The 14005-nt window shown below is 62.3% G+C and carries 14 protein-coding genes; 8 read left to right on the forward strand and 6 right to left on the reverse strand.

What is annotated here, in order from left to right; genetic code table 11:
- The first annotated feature begins 619 nt into the window (after positions 1–619).
- The gene (locus LOC57_RS13255; RefSeq protein WP_229960287.1) at positions 620–1324 is read left to right on the forward strand and encodes a hypothetical protein; all 705 of its coding nucleotides are present in this window, start codon (positions 620–622) and stop codon (positions 1322–1324) included.
- A gap of 231 nt (positions 1325–1555) precedes the next feature.
- On the opposite strand, the gene LOC57_RS13260 is transcribed toward LOC57_RS13255, so the two are convergent.
- The 3 genes from LOC57_RS13260 to LOC57_RS13270 all read right to left on the reverse strand — a co-directional run bounded on the left by LOC57_RS13260 (position 1556) and on the right by LOC57_RS13270 (position 5005).
- Positions 1556–2470, reverse strand: a complete 915-nt coding sequence (locus LOC57_RS13260; protein ID WP_229960289.1) for a hypothetical protein — start codon at positions 2468–2470, stop codon at positions 1556–1558.
- 600 nt (positions 2471–3070) lie between these two features.
- Positions 3071–3730, reverse strand: a complete 660-nt coding sequence (locus LOC57_RS13265) for a hypothetical protein (RefSeq protein WP_229960291.1) — start codon at positions 3728–3730, stop codon at positions 3071–3073.
- A 585-nt stretch (positions 3731–4315) separates the two neighbouring features.
- Positions 4316–5005, reverse strand: a complete 690-nt coding sequence (locus LOC57_RS13270) for an 8-oxoguanine DNA glycosylase OGG fold protein (protein WP_229960293.1) — start codon at positions 5003–5005, stop codon at positions 4316–4318.
- Between the two features lie 366 nt (positions 5006–5371).
- Between LOC57_RS13270 and LOC57_RS13275 the strand changes: the two genes are divergently transcribed.
- Positions 5372–6379: a restriction endonuclease gene (locus LOC57_RS13275; protein ID WP_229960295.1), complete on the forward strand. Its 1008-nt coding sequence runs from the start codon at positions 5372–5374 to the stop codon at positions 6377–6379.
- 651 nt (positions 6380–7030) lie between these two features.
- Here LOC57_RS13275 and LOC57_RS13280 read toward each other — a convergent pair.
- Positions 7031–7912 carry a manganese catalase family protein gene (locus LOC57_RS13280; protein ID WP_227927102.1) on the reverse strand — a complete coding sequence of 294 codons (882 nt, stop codon included), beginning with the start codon at positions 7910–7912 and terminating at the stop codon, positions 7031–7033.
- Between the two features lie 153 nt (positions 7913–8065).
- On the opposite strand from LOC57_RS13280, the gene LOC57_RS13285 reads away from it, so the two are divergent.
- Positions 8066–8380 carry a hypothetical protein gene (locus tag LOC57_RS13285; RefSeq protein ID WP_229960297.1) on the forward strand — a complete coding sequence of 105 codons (315 nt, stop codon included), beginning with the start codon at positions 8066–8068 and terminating at the stop codon, positions 8378–8380.
- A 24-nt stretch (positions 8381–8404) separates the two neighbouring features.
- Here LOC57_RS13285 and LOC57_RS13290 read toward each other — a convergent pair whose 3' ends face one another.
- Positions 8405–9271: a patatin-like phospholipase family protein gene (locus LOC57_RS13290; protein ID WP_229960298.1), complete on the reverse strand. Its 867-nt coding sequence runs from the start codon at positions 9269–9271 to the stop codon at positions 8405–8407.
- A gap of 156 nt (positions 9272–9427) precedes the next feature.
- On the opposite strand from LOC57_RS13290, the gene LOC57_RS13295 reads away from it, so the two are divergent.
- The 3 genes from LOC57_RS13295 (at position 9428) to LOC57_RS13305 (ending at position 11431) form a co-directional block, all read left to right on the forward strand.
- On the forward strand, positions 9428–9883 hold the full coding sequence (locus LOC57_RS13295) for a 23S rRNA (pseudouridine(1915)-N(3))-methyltransferase RlmH (protein WP_229960300.1): 456 nt from the start codon (positions 9428–9430) through the stop codon (positions 9881–9883).
- Positions 9884–10018: 135 nt separating this feature from the next.
- Positions 10019–10645: a hypothetical protein gene (locus LOC57_RS13300; protein ID WP_229960302.1), complete on the forward strand. Its 627-nt coding sequence runs from the start codon at positions 10019–10021 to the stop codon at positions 10643–10645.
- Positions 10646–10711: 66 nt separating this feature from the next.
- Positions 10712–11431 (forward strand): YcnI family copper-binding membrane protein, encoded by a 720-nt coding sequence (locus LOC57_RS13305; RefSeq protein WP_229960304.1) that lies wholly within the window; start codon positions 10712–10714, stop codon positions 11429–11431.
- A 68-nt stretch (positions 11432–11499) separates the two neighbouring features.
- Here the strand turns inward: LOC57_RS13305 and LOC57_RS13310 are convergent, their stop codons facing one another.
- Positions 11500–12555, reverse strand: coding sequence for an NAD(P)-dependent alcohol dehydrogenase (locus LOC57_RS13310; protein WP_229960307.1), 1056 nt, complete (start codon positions 12553–12555; stop codon positions 11500–11502).
- A 46-nt stretch (positions 12556–12601) separates the two neighbouring features.
- Between LOC57_RS13310 and LOC57_RS13315 the strand changes: the two genes are divergently transcribed.
- Both LOC57_RS13315 and LOC57_RS13320 read left to right on the forward strand, forming a co-directional pair.
- A complete protein-coding gene (locus tag LOC57_RS13315) occupies positions 12602–13174 on the forward strand; it encodes a TetR family transcriptional regulator (protein WP_229960309.1) in 573 nt (190 codons plus the stop codon).
- Positions 13175–13286: 112 nt separating this feature from the next.
- Positions 13287–13946 carry a DUF4232 domain-containing protein gene (locus LOC57_RS13320; protein ID WP_229960311.1) on the forward strand — a complete coding sequence of 220 codons (660 nt, stop codon included), beginning with the start codon at positions 13287–13289 and terminating at the stop codon, positions 13944–13946.
- Positions 13947–14005 lie beyond the last annotated feature (59 nt).

Raw genomic sequence — 14005 nt, forward strand, 5'->3', positions numbered from 1 at the left:
TCTACTCTTCGTTCCAAGGTTCCCGGGGCCCTCCGGGGGCCGCTGCGCGGGGGATCCTCGGCGCTGCGCGCTTCGACCAACGGATCCGCCAGCGCTCTACCGGAGCCCTGTGGGATCGGCAGGTGCTGTCCGTCGTAGACGTTCATGCTGCACCTTCCGCGGTGAGCAGGCCGCCGTTCGCACGGATTCTAGCGACCTTCGCGTCCAGCTCCGCCTGCCGCTTCCCAACCCGCTTCTGGCGTTCCTCGTCAGGCAGCACCGGGCAGTCGTCTCCGTGCAACCAGACGGAGGGTGGGAAGCCCTCACACGTGCACTTCTCGCGGAGGCGCCGTATCTCTTCTGCCCGCCTCAGTCGGCGTGCCGACGTTCGCCCTCCACGCGTTCCTGCTCTGCAACGAATCTCGAGCCGGTTGAGCTCATCGCTCTTGATATCGCTCGGGCTGACATGCACTACGTGGCTACCTCGCTGGTGAACGCCCCGTCTTCCGCCATTGCCGTTGAGGTTGCTCTCCTGCAGTACGGAGCCATGGCAGCATACGAGGCACAAGTTCACTTCGAAAAGACACTCGGATGGCGTCTAGAGACGAGATGGGACCCTGACACCGCAAAGGCCGTGCGGATGAGCGGCAAGTTCTTCGCCGACACGAAACGGAACTTCCAGGGAGTCGTCAGCCATTTCGATGATCTCCTCCTGGCGAACCACGGGGTATTTTTCCCTACCAACAGGCGCAGTCGCTTCCTAGATTTCTTCCGGAACGATATGTCTGTCGTCACCCTCGGCGACATCCCATACACGACTCTCATCAGCGCTCACTATCTGACGGGGCTCGCACCGGAGCAGGTCGGTGACAGGGAAACCGTAGGTTCAGCCATACAGCGGCTGAGCACTGGAGTAGGTAACATTGCCGGACTTCTGCTGAATGATTCTGGCATTGCCTGGCACCAGCACGGGGCCAGCGCAGCTTATGAGTGGTTCGACGGCAAGAGCAGGATCGCTCTGCCGCGGCTATTTGGAGGGAGGCTTCCCTCATCCCTGGCCGCGGCTCTGCTGACCATCCAGAGCGTCTCAGCATCCGCGGCGCGGAGCGCTCAACTAGAACTGTGCCCGTGGTGCGAGGCCGCGGCCCGTAAGCGTCGATTCATCGTCCTTTTCCAGTCCCTGACCGCCCTCACGATCATGCGGGCAAAATGGCGGGTTGGACTCTCGATCGGAAGAAGCATTGACCTTCCTCGACGAGCCGGAGTCAGCGTGGGTGTTGGAGCAGTCAAAGCTCCGCAACGGATTGGTGCATCTCGGGCTCCAGGACATTGCTGCAGCCCTTGACCCTGGGAGCACAGTAGACGACGTCGTTCGTGCCTACACCCGGCAGGACTCCGACTTGGTGGCCTCACGTGTCGCGAAACACCTGCGACGATTCGTGGAGCATCTCACAACTTGGATGTTGTCACCAACCCGGGCCGGCGATACCTTCCTCGCCGCCCTGCATCCAGTTCCCCCGAGTTGATCCATGCTGGCGAGCTTTCGCCACAATCGACATTTGTCGGGTTGCTTAACCTACAGCTTCTCGAACGGAGGTGTCTTGTTCCGTTGGCCGTTCGCTCCCCCATCCGCGGACATCTCTTCACCCGTTCGAAAATCCGTTTGTCGCTCTCCTCGCTTAACCCGCTTGAAGTTTTCAGTAATGTGGGCCATACGGGCTTCCCAGTCGCTCCCGTCTGATACTCCATCGGTTAACAGCAGATTCCTTTTCTTTATGAGAGCGTTACACTCGTCAAGACTCGCCTCGTTCTCTCGTATGACAGCAGGGATCACCAGCCCAACGTGTTCCACCATGGCTTCCATGTACGGGGTCAGTAGCGGGGAAAGCTGGATACTTTTGCCGGACGCAACAATGAAGTTCCTGGCTTCGGCATTCCATGATTTTTTGTCCTCCAGCAAGACCTCTGAGGTCAGAGCTATACGGCAAGTCGCCTGCTCCCCGAATGATCCGCTGAACTCCCAGGGGGCCGCCACGTTATGGAGAACGTAGTTGCGCAACTTGCCGAGGAAGGGTGCCGCTGGATGCTTTTCAACCAAGGCGGCCGTTCGACCTCCATACTCAGACTTCACACCCTCGCTTTGCTTGTTCACAACGGATCTCGTGTGTTCGATGACAGCCCCGAGACCGGCGACGTAAGCGATAGTGGCTTGGTCAAGAGCCCGAACGATGGTCTGTCGCCCCGTCTGATCTCCCACGTTGCGCAATAGTTCAACCGCAAACTTGTCCTCGTTCTCGCATGCACGGAGCAAATCGCTGAGCATCATCGAGAACCCAGCCCACGCGTCCAAGACTCTCCGAAGCTCGTCAAGCCGATTCATTAGCCGCTTTCCTGGGTGCCGGCTGATCTGCTCATCTATGTCCCGGAGTTCGGAAGTGCGAGGGTGGCTCCAGTTGAGGTCTTCTCGGTCGAATTCATTGTCCGTCTTCACCGCCCTATCGTCGCAGACCTAAAGCAGTGCTTGCCCTGCGACAGATTTTCGGCGGCAATCAGCACGGAGCGTTGTGCGGCAGCTGGTTGGGCTAGCGACCCGATCGCCCCCTGCATAGGCGAAAACGGGGACCCTGATGCCACCAACCAAAACACCTATTGTGGTGCCTTTTGGTGCAGTAGTACCTGTGAGCACTCCGTCCACTCTGTGAGTAGATTGATCAGGATCGTTGGTCTTACGCGCCTTATGCTAAGCCGACCCGACCCCTCTAGACCTCATCCGTGGGTTCAAATCCCACCGTCACCGCCACATGAGAAGGCCCCGGTTCCCGTGTAAATCAAGGGAACCGGGGCCTTTTGCTTTGCCCTATGGAGCCCGCTTGGCAAGGAACTGACAAAACTTCTCCGAGGCACGCGTCCTGGCCAGCGACTTTGGCGACGGAAGCTCCAACTGGGCCAGCCTCTTCACAGCTTCGGGAGTCACCAAGCCCCGTACCTTGTCCAAGGCCGCCATCAACTGCGCGTCCAGAGTATTGCGGCGCAAATGGAAAGCCATTTCTCTCCGTGCCGCCGGATCCGTCAGTACATCCAGACAAGTGTGTTAAGCCGCGTCGCCGAAGATCTTCCTTTGGACGACGAGGTTGCGACGCAGGTCGACGACGACATCATGTTTTGGATCTTGGGTCATCTCTTGTTGCCTCGCCTTTTTCTGAAGATCAGCCAAGTCAACGCTGTTCGCATCAGCGAGTTTGGCCGTGTAATCTGCCACGAAATTGGCGAGGGATGCGCCCTGCTCGGTGCTGAGGTCCAGTGGGAGGCTGCCCTCGTCCTCGGAATACCGCAGCAGCGCATCAAAATCGGAGATGAACTGGTCGAGGATCTCGACGTCGAGGCGTCGATCACGAATTGCTGCCCGATAGCTGTCCCAGGAGGCGCCGAAATTCCTGACGCATTCCGGCAAACCCACGTTTTGCGCGGCGCGTTTCTTGACCACGTGCTTGACCACTCCGGTCACAGCAACAGCAGTTACTGCAACAGCAGTGATGACTATCGCACCCTTGCTTGGCACCCACTTCAGGCGCGCTGCGGTGCCCACTGCCTTCTCTGCAATTTCAACCGTGTCAGGCACTTCCTTCAAGTGCTTGACGATCTGTTTTGATAATGCGTCGCGGACGACGCTACCTTCACGAATGTATTTACCTGCGAGAAGGCCCAGCTCAATAGCAGCTGGCACATCGAGTTTTGGCTGAATGATGGTCAATGCTGGTCCTCCACCGCAGGAGTATGGCACCCGGGGCCGGCTAAGAAGTAGAAAATTGTCTCTTCGTCCGCATCAGGGCCGATTTCCCCTAGGACGAGCGTTCTGCGGATAGGTTACCACCGTTGAGATGGCGGCTACCTTCCGGAGGCGCCCAGAGAAAACAACCGGTATACGTCATGCCAGCGATATCCCCGTGTAGCCCTGTTCTCTGCTCAACTAATCGTGAATAGCTAGGCATTGGGCTACGTGGCGAATTCGGGTCGCGCAGACGCCACCTTTGCCTGAAACGACTTTCACTGCCGCTCCCTAGAAATTCCGCTGACTGTTAACTGCTCCGGTTTGTCGAAGAACGGGACCGGATGATCGTGCTGGCTCTCCCGGAACTCGACTACTAGCCCTAGGCCTGGCCAGTAGGCGTCCACCGGCAAAAAGCGGGAGCGGCCATGCATCCCCGGGTCACCAAACAACCATGCGAATTTGGCTTCCCGCAAGCTTTTCGCAACTATGACGGTGTCCCATAAATCTAGGACATAGGCCTCGTCCCGACGTCGGTTCACCCGTTTCCCATCTTCCACCGCGAGCGATTCAGCTACGTCCTGTTGCTAGCCCAAAAATGGCCTTTTCAACCTGCACAGGGCTTCGTCCATAATGCTCGCTCCAGGCATTCAGGAGGTTCAAATAGATCTCATAGGAGGAAGTTCGATTTACGTCTAACGTGACTCCTGCATGTTCTTCAAGCCAACCGGTGACCTTGGAGTCGATGATAGGTGCGGAAACCGGGTCATCTGGTCCCTGGATAGCTGAGGCAAAGTAGAGCCACTTGGTGAAGAAGGCCGCCCCTAAATGTTTGACACCCCCAGCGTTGTTCATCAACTGGTATGCCCGGAGCGGCCCATGCTGACGAGCGGTCGCGGCGCCTTCACCTAGCCGTTCGCTCACCAGTTCAAGTACCGGGGCCTCACGCGCGCGGTGGCTGCGCACGCCAGTCAGAATCCACCGAGTCCTGACCGGTCCAAAGCCAGTGCCTCCATGTCCCCATATCATCGCCGACACGAACGCAGGCAAAATCCGTCCTGCGTCCAACTCTGCCAAGACGATTTCGCGGGTGCTGGAGCGATCTACACGGTCGGGCAATGCATCGAGGGCAGTCAGGACATCTGGCAAGTCGTGCATCTGCTCACGCCACGGCATGCGATTCCACGAAAAAGACTGCTGCGGCAACGGCTCTGCCACAAGCAACTCGGCTAGCTCGGCAGGAACAGGATCTAGACTCATGCTGCCATCGTGCCTTACCGGGCGACGGGTGAACGCCAACTCGCCCTACACCGTGTGCTCCAGGTGGAGTTGCGGCTGCACCAGTGGCTAGCGCTCGTGGCTACGCCGTCTCTTGACACGATGAATCGCAATCCGGCTGCCGAAAGGGGCGGCGTCCCGATGTTGGTGTTACCTAGCTCCACAACATAACCGACATTATGTTGTGGATCCTTCTTGGATCTAGGATGCGCTGGAGACTTAGCGTCCTGACGCAACGCGAGGTGGATCGCGATGCCATTGTATTAGTGGCGACTATTTATTATGAGTCTCAGAGGTGCCGCCCGCCATGGCCCCTATGGCTCGTGGAAGGCCACTAGAATTTAGCTCATGAGTGAGACGGCCGTTACCGGGGACGACATGGCGGAAACCAGCGATCATGCAGAGAGTTGCCGGCCTGTCCTCCGGCGGAATGAACGCATATTCGTGTGCGTCTATTCCGTTCTACTTGCGCTAGTGGTGGGCGGCCAGACACTTTGTCTGTCTTTTATGTGGCGGCCGCCTCAGGACTGGCTCTCATTCGGTGCACGGTTCGTTACAAGTCCCGCAATTGCTGGACTTTTCGCAGTCGTAGCCGCCAGTATTGGCGCCTGGCAGCTGTCCAAACAGTTGACCCACACCAAGGAGAAGGCCGCAGACGAGGCATGGTGGCAACAGTTCGAGTGGGTAACCGACCGCATTATCTCCTCGGGCGATAAAGAGCAGATACAGCTACCATCGTCTTTGGCTTTCGACCTCATGACCTCGCTATCTAGTTCCGCCAGGGCTCCCTTTCAAAAGGACGCTGTTGGAGGAATCCTTACTCATTTCCTAGAGCGCAACGAGGGGCTTCATGGCCGCGATAAAACTACCACCTCAGATGCGGCACCCAACATGGATTCGGCGGGTGCTAGTTCTCTCCGCACCCTGCTAAATGTCTTACCAGAATCGTCTCCCTCCAGCACATCCGCCCGCCAAGTGCTAGCGAACTACGATTATGAACAAGAGATCCTAAAGGCCCTTCTCCATCGCGGCTTCGATGTGGTCCTTCCAAATCGCGTTGATCATTCGGGAATAGATGCCATCATTACGAGCGGCTCAAAGAAAGTCATTGTAGACGTCAAATTGACGGTCCGGGCTCGACATCATCTACTCCGAGCGGTCGAACAATTGAAGAATGCCATGCACCAGGAGCGGACGACTTACGGAGCGATTATCACTCGACCGACGAGGCTAGACACCGAATTCGTATCGAGCCTATCCATCCAAGGCATTCACCTAGTGGAATGGGAACCTAGCATGGGTTCTTTGAAGCTGAGCAGCCAGATCAAGGACCTACTCGGCGAGAAAGACAACTAACCCATTCAGGCTCAGGATTTTCCTAAGACCCGAGCGTAATCGTCTTTCACGTCAAAACAGGCTGCATTCGATCGCGCCGGCCAGTCAAACGACCGGGAGCGTTCCGGCAGTTCGGTTCGACACAATAGCTCCGATCCCTCAGTGCTGCAGGTCCCTCAGGTCCCGCAGAGCAGGTAGCGCTGAAACCACTGAGACCGAGGATATGACCTTTGTTTTCATACCTGCTGCCGCCCGTTGCCGTTTAGAAAGCGGCCTCGACCTCTGTCCTCCCGCACCAGGCCGTGATCTCAGCACATCCGGATCCCCACTCCGGCTCGTACTACGGTGGGCACGATCAACACGAAAGGGCTGGCATACCGGATGCCGACGGTCAGCTGGGGTGGCGCCGTCCGATGTCAGGATAATAGATCCAGCCCCTGTGCGCCGGAATCCTTAGGATGGGATGGAGGCCTCGCGAGCCCTGAAAGATACTTGCCCTAGTAATCATTCCGGCGGATGCGGGCCAATAGCGCCGGTGTTCTGGTCAACCCTCTTGTGACATCGGGGTCAATAACCGGCTCTGCACCAACGCAGAGAGGCCCGGACACCGGCGTGGATTCCACGCCCTGCATCCGGGCCTCTGTTGCGGGCAGTTACTCCCGGTTCACAGGCCTACTCGCGGTGGAGCTTGTCCTGAACCGTGCCGGCAACCTTCTCCACCACGTTGGGGATGTCGGTGGTGCCGTAGTAGCGCGCATCCGGGCGGGTGACGTCCGGCATGGGGGCCGTCGTCGTCGGGCCCTCGTGGTAGCTGAACTCGCCCTTGCCGTCCGGGGTGGGGCCGGAAGCCCAGGAGCCCTCGGAGGCGTGCTTGCCGTCGGAGAAGTTCAAGTACTGGTAGGACACTTCGCGCTCTTCCTTCTTGATCGGGAAGTTGCTCGGGACCGGCAGGAGCTCGTAGCCCTCTTCCTGCAGTTCCTTCGCAGCAGCGGTCCACATGTTCTGGTGCATGGTGTCGCGCGCCAGCAGGAAGGAGAGCAGATCCCGAACGCCCTTGTCATCGGTCATGTGGTAGAGGCGGGCGACGGCGAGGCGTCCCTGCATCTCCGCATTGGCGTTGGAGGTGAAGTCGGCCAGCAGGTTGCCGGAAGCAGTTACGTAACCGGCTGTCCACGGGTTGCCGTTGCTGTCCACGGGACGGGCGCCGGCACCGGCCACAATGGCGTGCTGGACATCCATGCCGCCAACAACGGCTGCAATGGTGGGGTCCGACTGGACTGCGTCGTCGGTAATTCCCAGCGGAGCCTTTTCCAGCAGCTGGGCAATCATGATGGCCAGCATCTCGACGTGGCCCATTTCTTCGGCGGCAATGCCGTAAAGAAGATCCCGGTATTTGCCGGGAAGGTGCGAGTTCCATGACTGGAACCCATACTGCATGGCTACGGTAATTTCACCGTACTGGCCACCGAGCACTTCCTGGAGCTTGCGTGCGTAGACGGCATCCGGCTTATCCGGTGTTGCCTTGAACTGAAGTTCCTGTTTGTGAAAGAACACTATTCACCTCCGCATATCTGGCCCGCATCGAATGGTCGCCGCTTTGCCGACACCGCGCGCCTGTAGCTAGAACCTAGCCCAGAAGATAACTAATAAGCAAACTTATTATCTCCAAATAAGCACTGATGAGCAGCCGCCTTTGTAGGATGAAGCATGGACAACAACGGATCACAGCCCACACTCACCCAGCTCCGCAACCGCCAGACCGAGCTGGTGCTGGCCCTGGCCAACGAAACCCGGTCCGACCGGCTGCAGCAGTACAGCGACGAACTCGAGTTCCTGGTCAAGCACATCCAGGAACGCGAGGAAGCCGAAGCGGCCGGAACCGCCACAGCACCCCAGCAGACCGCTCCTGCCGAAGAGCGCGCAGCAGATGCGCAGGGCGCAGGCGTCGGACAGCGGGAAGACGGCGTCGTGATCGAGCCCGGTTCTGATCTGGCGGACGACGTCGACCGCGACAACCGCTAAGCGGCCCGCCGATACGCTAAGCCGCTAGCCCTCCCAGAACCGCCGGACGTCGTCGGCGATCTCCTTTGCCTGCCGCCGGCCGGCGGCCAGGGAGGGCTTGCGTGTCGAATCAAGCAGCATGTTGGTGCCGAAGGCCTGCAGGGCCTGCGCGTCCGCTTCGATCAGGAACGACGCACCTTCCTTATTAATGGTTTTCAATGCCTGCGGCAGCGTCGGTCCGAACGGGCTCTGCGGCGCCTCGAGCCCGCAGGAAATCACCAGGACCTTCCCATACCCGGCCGCGACGTCGGCGTTGGTCCCCGAACGCATCCCGCCGTCCATGTACACGTGGCCGTTGATGTGCACCGGCGGCCACACAGTAGGCACCGTGCAGCTGGCCGTCACCGCCAGGCCCAGATCTACGCCGGAGCTGCCGTCAAAGACCGTGAACCGGCCGTCCTCGGCATCCACGGCGGTGACGCCCAGGGCCTTTTCCGGCCACACCGGATACGGAACCAGCATCCGGATGCTGTTCACCCAGGCTTCCTCGGTCAGCTGGGTATCGGCCTTCAGCGCCAGTTGCCCCAGCCGGGCCCGGGCCGCTTTTTCCCCGCCGCCGCCCTGCCCGGCCGCGCCCATGATGTTCATGAACCGTTCGCCGTCGAACGAGTCCGGCTCCTGGTAGTCCGGCGCACTGGCCCCGTCCTCCGCGGTTTCCTGCGCTGCCACGGCGGCCGGCACCTGACCGAACCGCAGCGCGGTGCCCACCACGGAACCGGCGGAGGTTCCCACCACCAGGTCCGCCTCATTCAGATCCACCCCCAGATCCAGCAGCTCCGCCAGCAATCCGATTTCCCAGGCAATACCGGCCACTCCGCCGCCGCCCAGCACCACAGCACGCATTGAACGCATGGTTGTTCCTCCTTGGCTTCCGCCGTTAAAGACAAGCCGGAGAGGTCCGGCCTCTCCTTGTTGGGCAGTGTAAGCCCGATCTTCCGTCACCGGGACATACCGGCGGTAGGTTGTACCGGTTCGCTCCGGGGCAGGGTTCCGGGCTTGAATGGTTCCATGGCATTGAGAGTTTTGATGGTGGGCCGCAAGCACGAGGACTGGGTGGTTGACGGGATCCGCCGGTATGAAAAGCGGCTAAAGAAGCCCTTTGACCTGACCTGGGTGCCCATTCCGCATTCCGCGCGCGAGGGCGATGCCGCCCGCAAGGAAGAGTCCGAGCGGCTGCTCGCCAAGGTGGGTTCGGACTACGTGATCCTGCTGGATGAACGCGGCAAGGCCATCACCTCCCCTGCCCTGGCCAAGACCCTGCAGAAACCGCTGGATTCCTCCCGCAACGTCACCCTGATCATCGGCGGAGCGTACGGCGTGGACCAGAGCGTGCATGACCGCGCCGACTTTGTGTGGTCCCTCTCCCCGCTGGTCTTCCCGCACCAGTTGGTCCGGCTGATCCTGGCCGAACAGGTATACCGGGCCCAGGAGATTGCCGGCGGCCGCCCCTACCACCACGAGTAGGCTCCCCCTCCCTGCACCGGATGGCCCAACCGGGCCGGTCAACCGGGCCGGTCAAGCGCGCACGGTAAAGTGGGAGCAGTTTTTCAGCAGTCCGGCAGGCCCTGCGCCGCGGCCGGCGGGACCGGAAAGGGAGCCATGCCCCAGCGCGCTGACCCCTTTCGCATGCTGCGTGCCGCCGCGGCCACCGCGGTAATCCTGGCCCTGGCCGTCGGTGCGCACACAGCCGGCGGAGGGACCCTCCCGGCCCCGGTCCTCCTGCTCGCCCTCGGCGCCTTCACCCTGGCCGGCGTCACCATCACCACGGGGCGGCGGTTCCGTCCGGGCCGCCTGTTCCTGGTGCTCGGTTCCGCCCAACTCGGCCTGCACCACGCCCTTGCCGTCCTGGCACCGGCCGCCCCGGTGTCCTGCGCGCCCGGCGCCGCCGCTGGCCACAGCGGCATGGCCAGCCACCACGCAACGGCGCTGGAGTGCCTGCCGGCCGCCCTTCCGGCCGCTGCTGAACATGGCCTGCACGACGCCGGCCCCGCACTGTTCCTGGCGCACCTCGCCGCCGTGGTCCTCAGCACGCTGGCACTGGCCCGCGGCGAGGACGCACTGCACGCCGCGGCGGCCTGGCTGCGCCCCCTGTTCACGGCGCCGTCACCCGTTTCTTTCCCGACCGCCCAGCCCGCAGCCATTTCCGCTCCGGCTCCCGGTCGGGTCCGGTCCCGGCACTGCCCCTCACGGCCGGTGCGCGGACCGCCGTCGTACGCGTTGGCCTAATCCCTTTTTCTTCTTCCGTGCCGCCCCGCGGCCCCCGGCGCCTGCGCGCCATTGAAAGGTTTTCCCATGCGTACCTCCACTTCTGCCCTCCTCGCTGCCGGCGGCACTGCCGCCCTGATGGCCCTTGGCCTGGGCCCGGCTGCCGCCCACGTCCACATCACCCCGGACACCACCGCTGCCGGCGAGACGGCACTGCTGACGTTCGACCTCTCGCACGGCTGCGAAGGCTCCCCCACCACGGCCCTGACCTTCACGCTGCCCGATGAGCTGACCGATGCCACCCCCACCGCCCACGTAGGCTGGGACGTCAAGAAGGTCACCGAGGAACTGTCCGAACCGCGCACCCTGCCCAACGGGTCGCAGGTCAGTTCCCGGACCAGCGCCATTGTCTACACCGCCCAGCAGCCGCTCGCCGACGGCGTCCGGGACACCTTCACGCTCAGCGTCACCCTGCCCGAGGAAGAGGGCGCCACACTGGCGTTCCCCGTGCTGCAGACCTGCGCAGACGGCCAAACCGACTGGGCGCAGGTGCCGGCAGAGGGCCAGACCGCCCACGACCTGGACTCCCCCGCCCCGGCCCTGACCGTCACCGAGGCCGATGACGACGACGACCACGGCGACGGACACAACCCGGGCGCACCGGCGTCGTCGACGGACCGGGACGATGATGACGGCGACGTCGAAGCCGCGCAGACCGCAGGCTACGTGGGTCTGGGTGCCGGCCTGCTCGGCCTGGCCGCCGGCCTCACTGCACTGGTCCGTACCCGGGGCCGCAGCAAGGCCTAGCGCACTGAATTCCAGGGTTTGCTCACAGCGATGCCCGTCCCAGCACTGAGCAGGGACGGGTATCGCTGTTACTTGCGCTCCAGGCCTTCATCTATGCCGCGGAGGTCCAGCACGAAACGGTAGCGGACGTCGTTCCGCGCCAGCCTCTCCAAGGCGAGGTCCGCCTCCTTCCACGGAAGGGTCTCAACGTCGGCAACAATGCCGTGCCGGGCACAGAAGTCCAATAACTCACGTGTGCGCCGGTGTCCCCCGCTCCCCGCCGAAGCCAACCGCTTCCGCCCGATCAGTAGATCCGTAGTGGCCAGGGTGAACGAGCCGAGATAGCCGAGGGAGTACAGGATGCCGTCGAGGTCCAGCGCCCTCAGGTACGGGGCCAGGTCATGCTCAACAGCCACCGTATCCAGGACGACGTCGAGAGTGCCCCGGCTCTCCTGCATGGCCCGCGCATCGGTTGAAACTATTACCTTCCCGGCACCCAGGGCCCGGGCATCTGCAGCTTTGGCCGGGGTGGTGGTAAAGACCGTGACCTCTGCTCCAAGCGCCCGGCCCAGCCGCACGGCGAGGTGCCCGAGACCGCCCAGTCCGACGACACCGAGTCTGGTACCGGGCCCAACACCGGCTGCCCGAAGCGGCTCCCACACGGTCACCCCGGCACACATCAGCGGTGCGGCACCGGCCGGATCAAGTCCGTCGGGCAGCGCATAAACGAAGTTTTCCCGGGCCACGTACCGCCCGGCGTACGCGCCCGCGGTTGTGGTCCCGTCCACGCGGTCCTGCCCGCCGTACGTCAAAGTCGGAAATTCCTCGCAGAAGTTCTCCTGCCCGGCCCGGCACATCCTGCAGGCCCCGCAGGAGTCAACGATATTGCCTACTGCCACCGTGTCCCCCGGTGCGAACCGCGTCACGGCGGGACCGACCGCTGCTACTTCCCCGATGAACTCGTGTCCCGGCACCAGCGGATAGGTGCCCCCGGCACCCGCGTGCAGGGCGTGAAGGTCTGAATGGCAGACCCCGCAGAAGGTAATCCGGATGTCTACGTCGTCGTCGCGCAAGGGACGGCGCCGGATAACAGCCGTCTGCAAAGGACCGCCGGGAGTAATTGCCTGAAGGGCTATGGTTTCCATTCCCGCCACACTACCTACTAGTTGGTAGTAAAGATATACTCTTCCCATGCCAAACGCTGAGGAAACCCGCCGCCGCATCCTCCATGCAGCAACCGAGGAATTTGCTGTCCGGGGCATCGCCGGAGCCAGGGTAGACCGGATCGCCGCCGCATCCGGGGCTAGCAAGCCCATGCTGTACGCCTATTTCGACTCCAAGGAGCAACTGTTCGAGGCAGTATTCACCTCGCACGTGCTAGCCAACAAAAACCGGGTTCCGTTCACTGCGCATGACCTTGCCGGCTATGCGGTGCGCTTGTATGACGACTATGTCGCAGATCCGGCGCTTGTCCGGCTGATTGCCTGGAAGCGCCTCGAACGTGAATCCGCGGGCTATCTATACCCCGGACTGCAGGAGAATGATGCGGCACACCTGCGCGGCATCGAGCAAGAGCAGCGAACGGGGGGAATCCGTTCGGATATCGAGGTGGAGGATGTCTGGTCGCTCCTGATTTCAATGGCCTCCACGTGGGCCCAGGCTTCAATCACCGCTGTCGCCGGCGGAGGGGATCCCGCCCACGTCCATCAGAGGCGCCGGGCAGCGCTGGCCGCCGTGGTGAAATCCGGCCTGTGCGTTCCGTAATCGTCAGCGCGGGCCGCCCGACGGCCGCGTATATCCGTAACGGTTATGCGTCTTTCCGCCCCGCCCAGCGGGGCGGATTGACGCGCCCCGGCCGCAGGGACAGGGTGAGAGCATGAACAGCCGAAACGCCGCCTCCCGTCCCGCCTCCGCTTCCCGCCGGGCACTGTCCCTCCTGGCCCTGCTGGCCCTTTCCGGCTCCGCGCTGGCCGGCTGCGGATCCCGGGATGACGACGGCGGCGGCGACGCGGCGTCGTCGTCCTCACCCTCTGCAAGCGCGACACCGAGTGTTGACGCCACGCCCGCTCCGGCAACCTCTCCTGCCGGCACCGGCGGGGCGGCTGCGACGGGACCGGCGCTGTGCACCGCTGACATGCTCAGCGGAACGGTGGAAGACATCCCCGGCGGCGCGTCTGCCGGCGGGGTGGCCCGTGCCCTGGTGCTGACCAATACGTCCGGCGGGGGCGCCTGCACCATGATGGGTTACCCCGGCGTCTCCTACCTGGATGCTGCGGGCCAGCAGGTCGGGGCTGCCGCCGGGCGGGTCGATGATGTTGCCGCGGCCCCCGTGACGCTGGAGCCCGGCCAGTCCGCCGCTGCGGAACTGCGCGAAACCGTGGCCCAGAAATACGGTGAATGCCAGGTACAGGACACCGCTTCCCTGCTGGTGTACCCGCCGGAGGACACCACGTCCCTGACCGTCTCCTACCCCTCCACGGGGTGCCTGAACGGTGACATTGAACTGCTGCAGGTAGGCGCACTGCAGGCCCGCTGATATTCGGCCTGCAGCCAAACCTGGCCGGCTGCGGGAAAACTGTCAGCGGTGTGGGGAAG

Source organism: Arthrobacter sp. zg-Y750 (assembly GCF_020907365.1).
In the GTDB taxonomy this organism is placed as follows: Bacteria; Actinomycetota; Actinomycetes; order Actinomycetales; family Micrococcaceae; genus Arthrobacter_B.

Bases quoted from the DNA above. Each gene is read 5' to 3' on its own strand.
- LOC57_RS13255 (WP_229960287.1), top strand. From the start codon at position 620: ATGAGCGGCAAGTTCTTCGCCGACACGAAACGGAACTTCCAGGGAGTC.
- LOC57_RS13270 (WP_229960293.1), bottom strand. From the start codon at position 5,005: ATGAGTCTAGATCCTGTTCCTGCCGAGCTAGCCGAGTTGCTTGTGGCA.
- LOC57_RS13275 (WP_229960295.1), top strand. From the start codon at position 5,372: ATGAGTGAGACGGCCGTTACCGGGGACGACATGGCGGAAACCAGCGAT.
- LOC57_RS13285 (WP_229960297.1), top strand. From the start codon at position 8,066: ATGGACAACAACGGATCACAGCCCACACTCACCCAGCTCCGCAACCGC.
- LOC57_RS13290 (WP_229960298.1), bottom strand. From the start codon at position 9,271: ATGCGTTCAATGCGTGCTGTGGTGCTGGGCGGCGGCGGAGTGGCCGGT.
- LOC57_RS13295 (WP_229960300.1), top strand. From the start codon at position 9,428: ATGGCATTGAGAGTTTTGATGGTGGGCCGCAAGCACGAGGACTGGGTG.
- LOC57_RS13300 (WP_229960302.1), top strand. From the start codon at position 10,019: ATGCCCCAGCGCGCTGACCCCTTTCGCATGCTGCGTGCCGCCGCGGCC.
- LOC57_RS13305 (WP_229960304.1), top strand. From the start codon at position 10,712: ATGCGTACCTCCACTTCTGCCCTCCTCGCTGCCGGCGGCACTGCCGCC.
- LOC57_RS13310 (WP_229960307.1), bottom strand. From the start codon at position 12,555: ATGGAAACCATAGCCCTTCAGGCAATTACTCCCGGCGGTCCTTTGCAG.
- LOC57_RS13315 (WP_229960309.1), top strand. From the start codon at position 12,602: ATGCCAAACGCTGAGGAAACCCGCCGCCGCATCCTCCATGCAGCAACC.
- LOC57_RS13320 (WP_229960311.1), top strand. From the start codon at position 13,287: ATGAACAGCCGAAACGCCGCCTCCCGTCCCGCCTCCGCTTCCCGCCGG.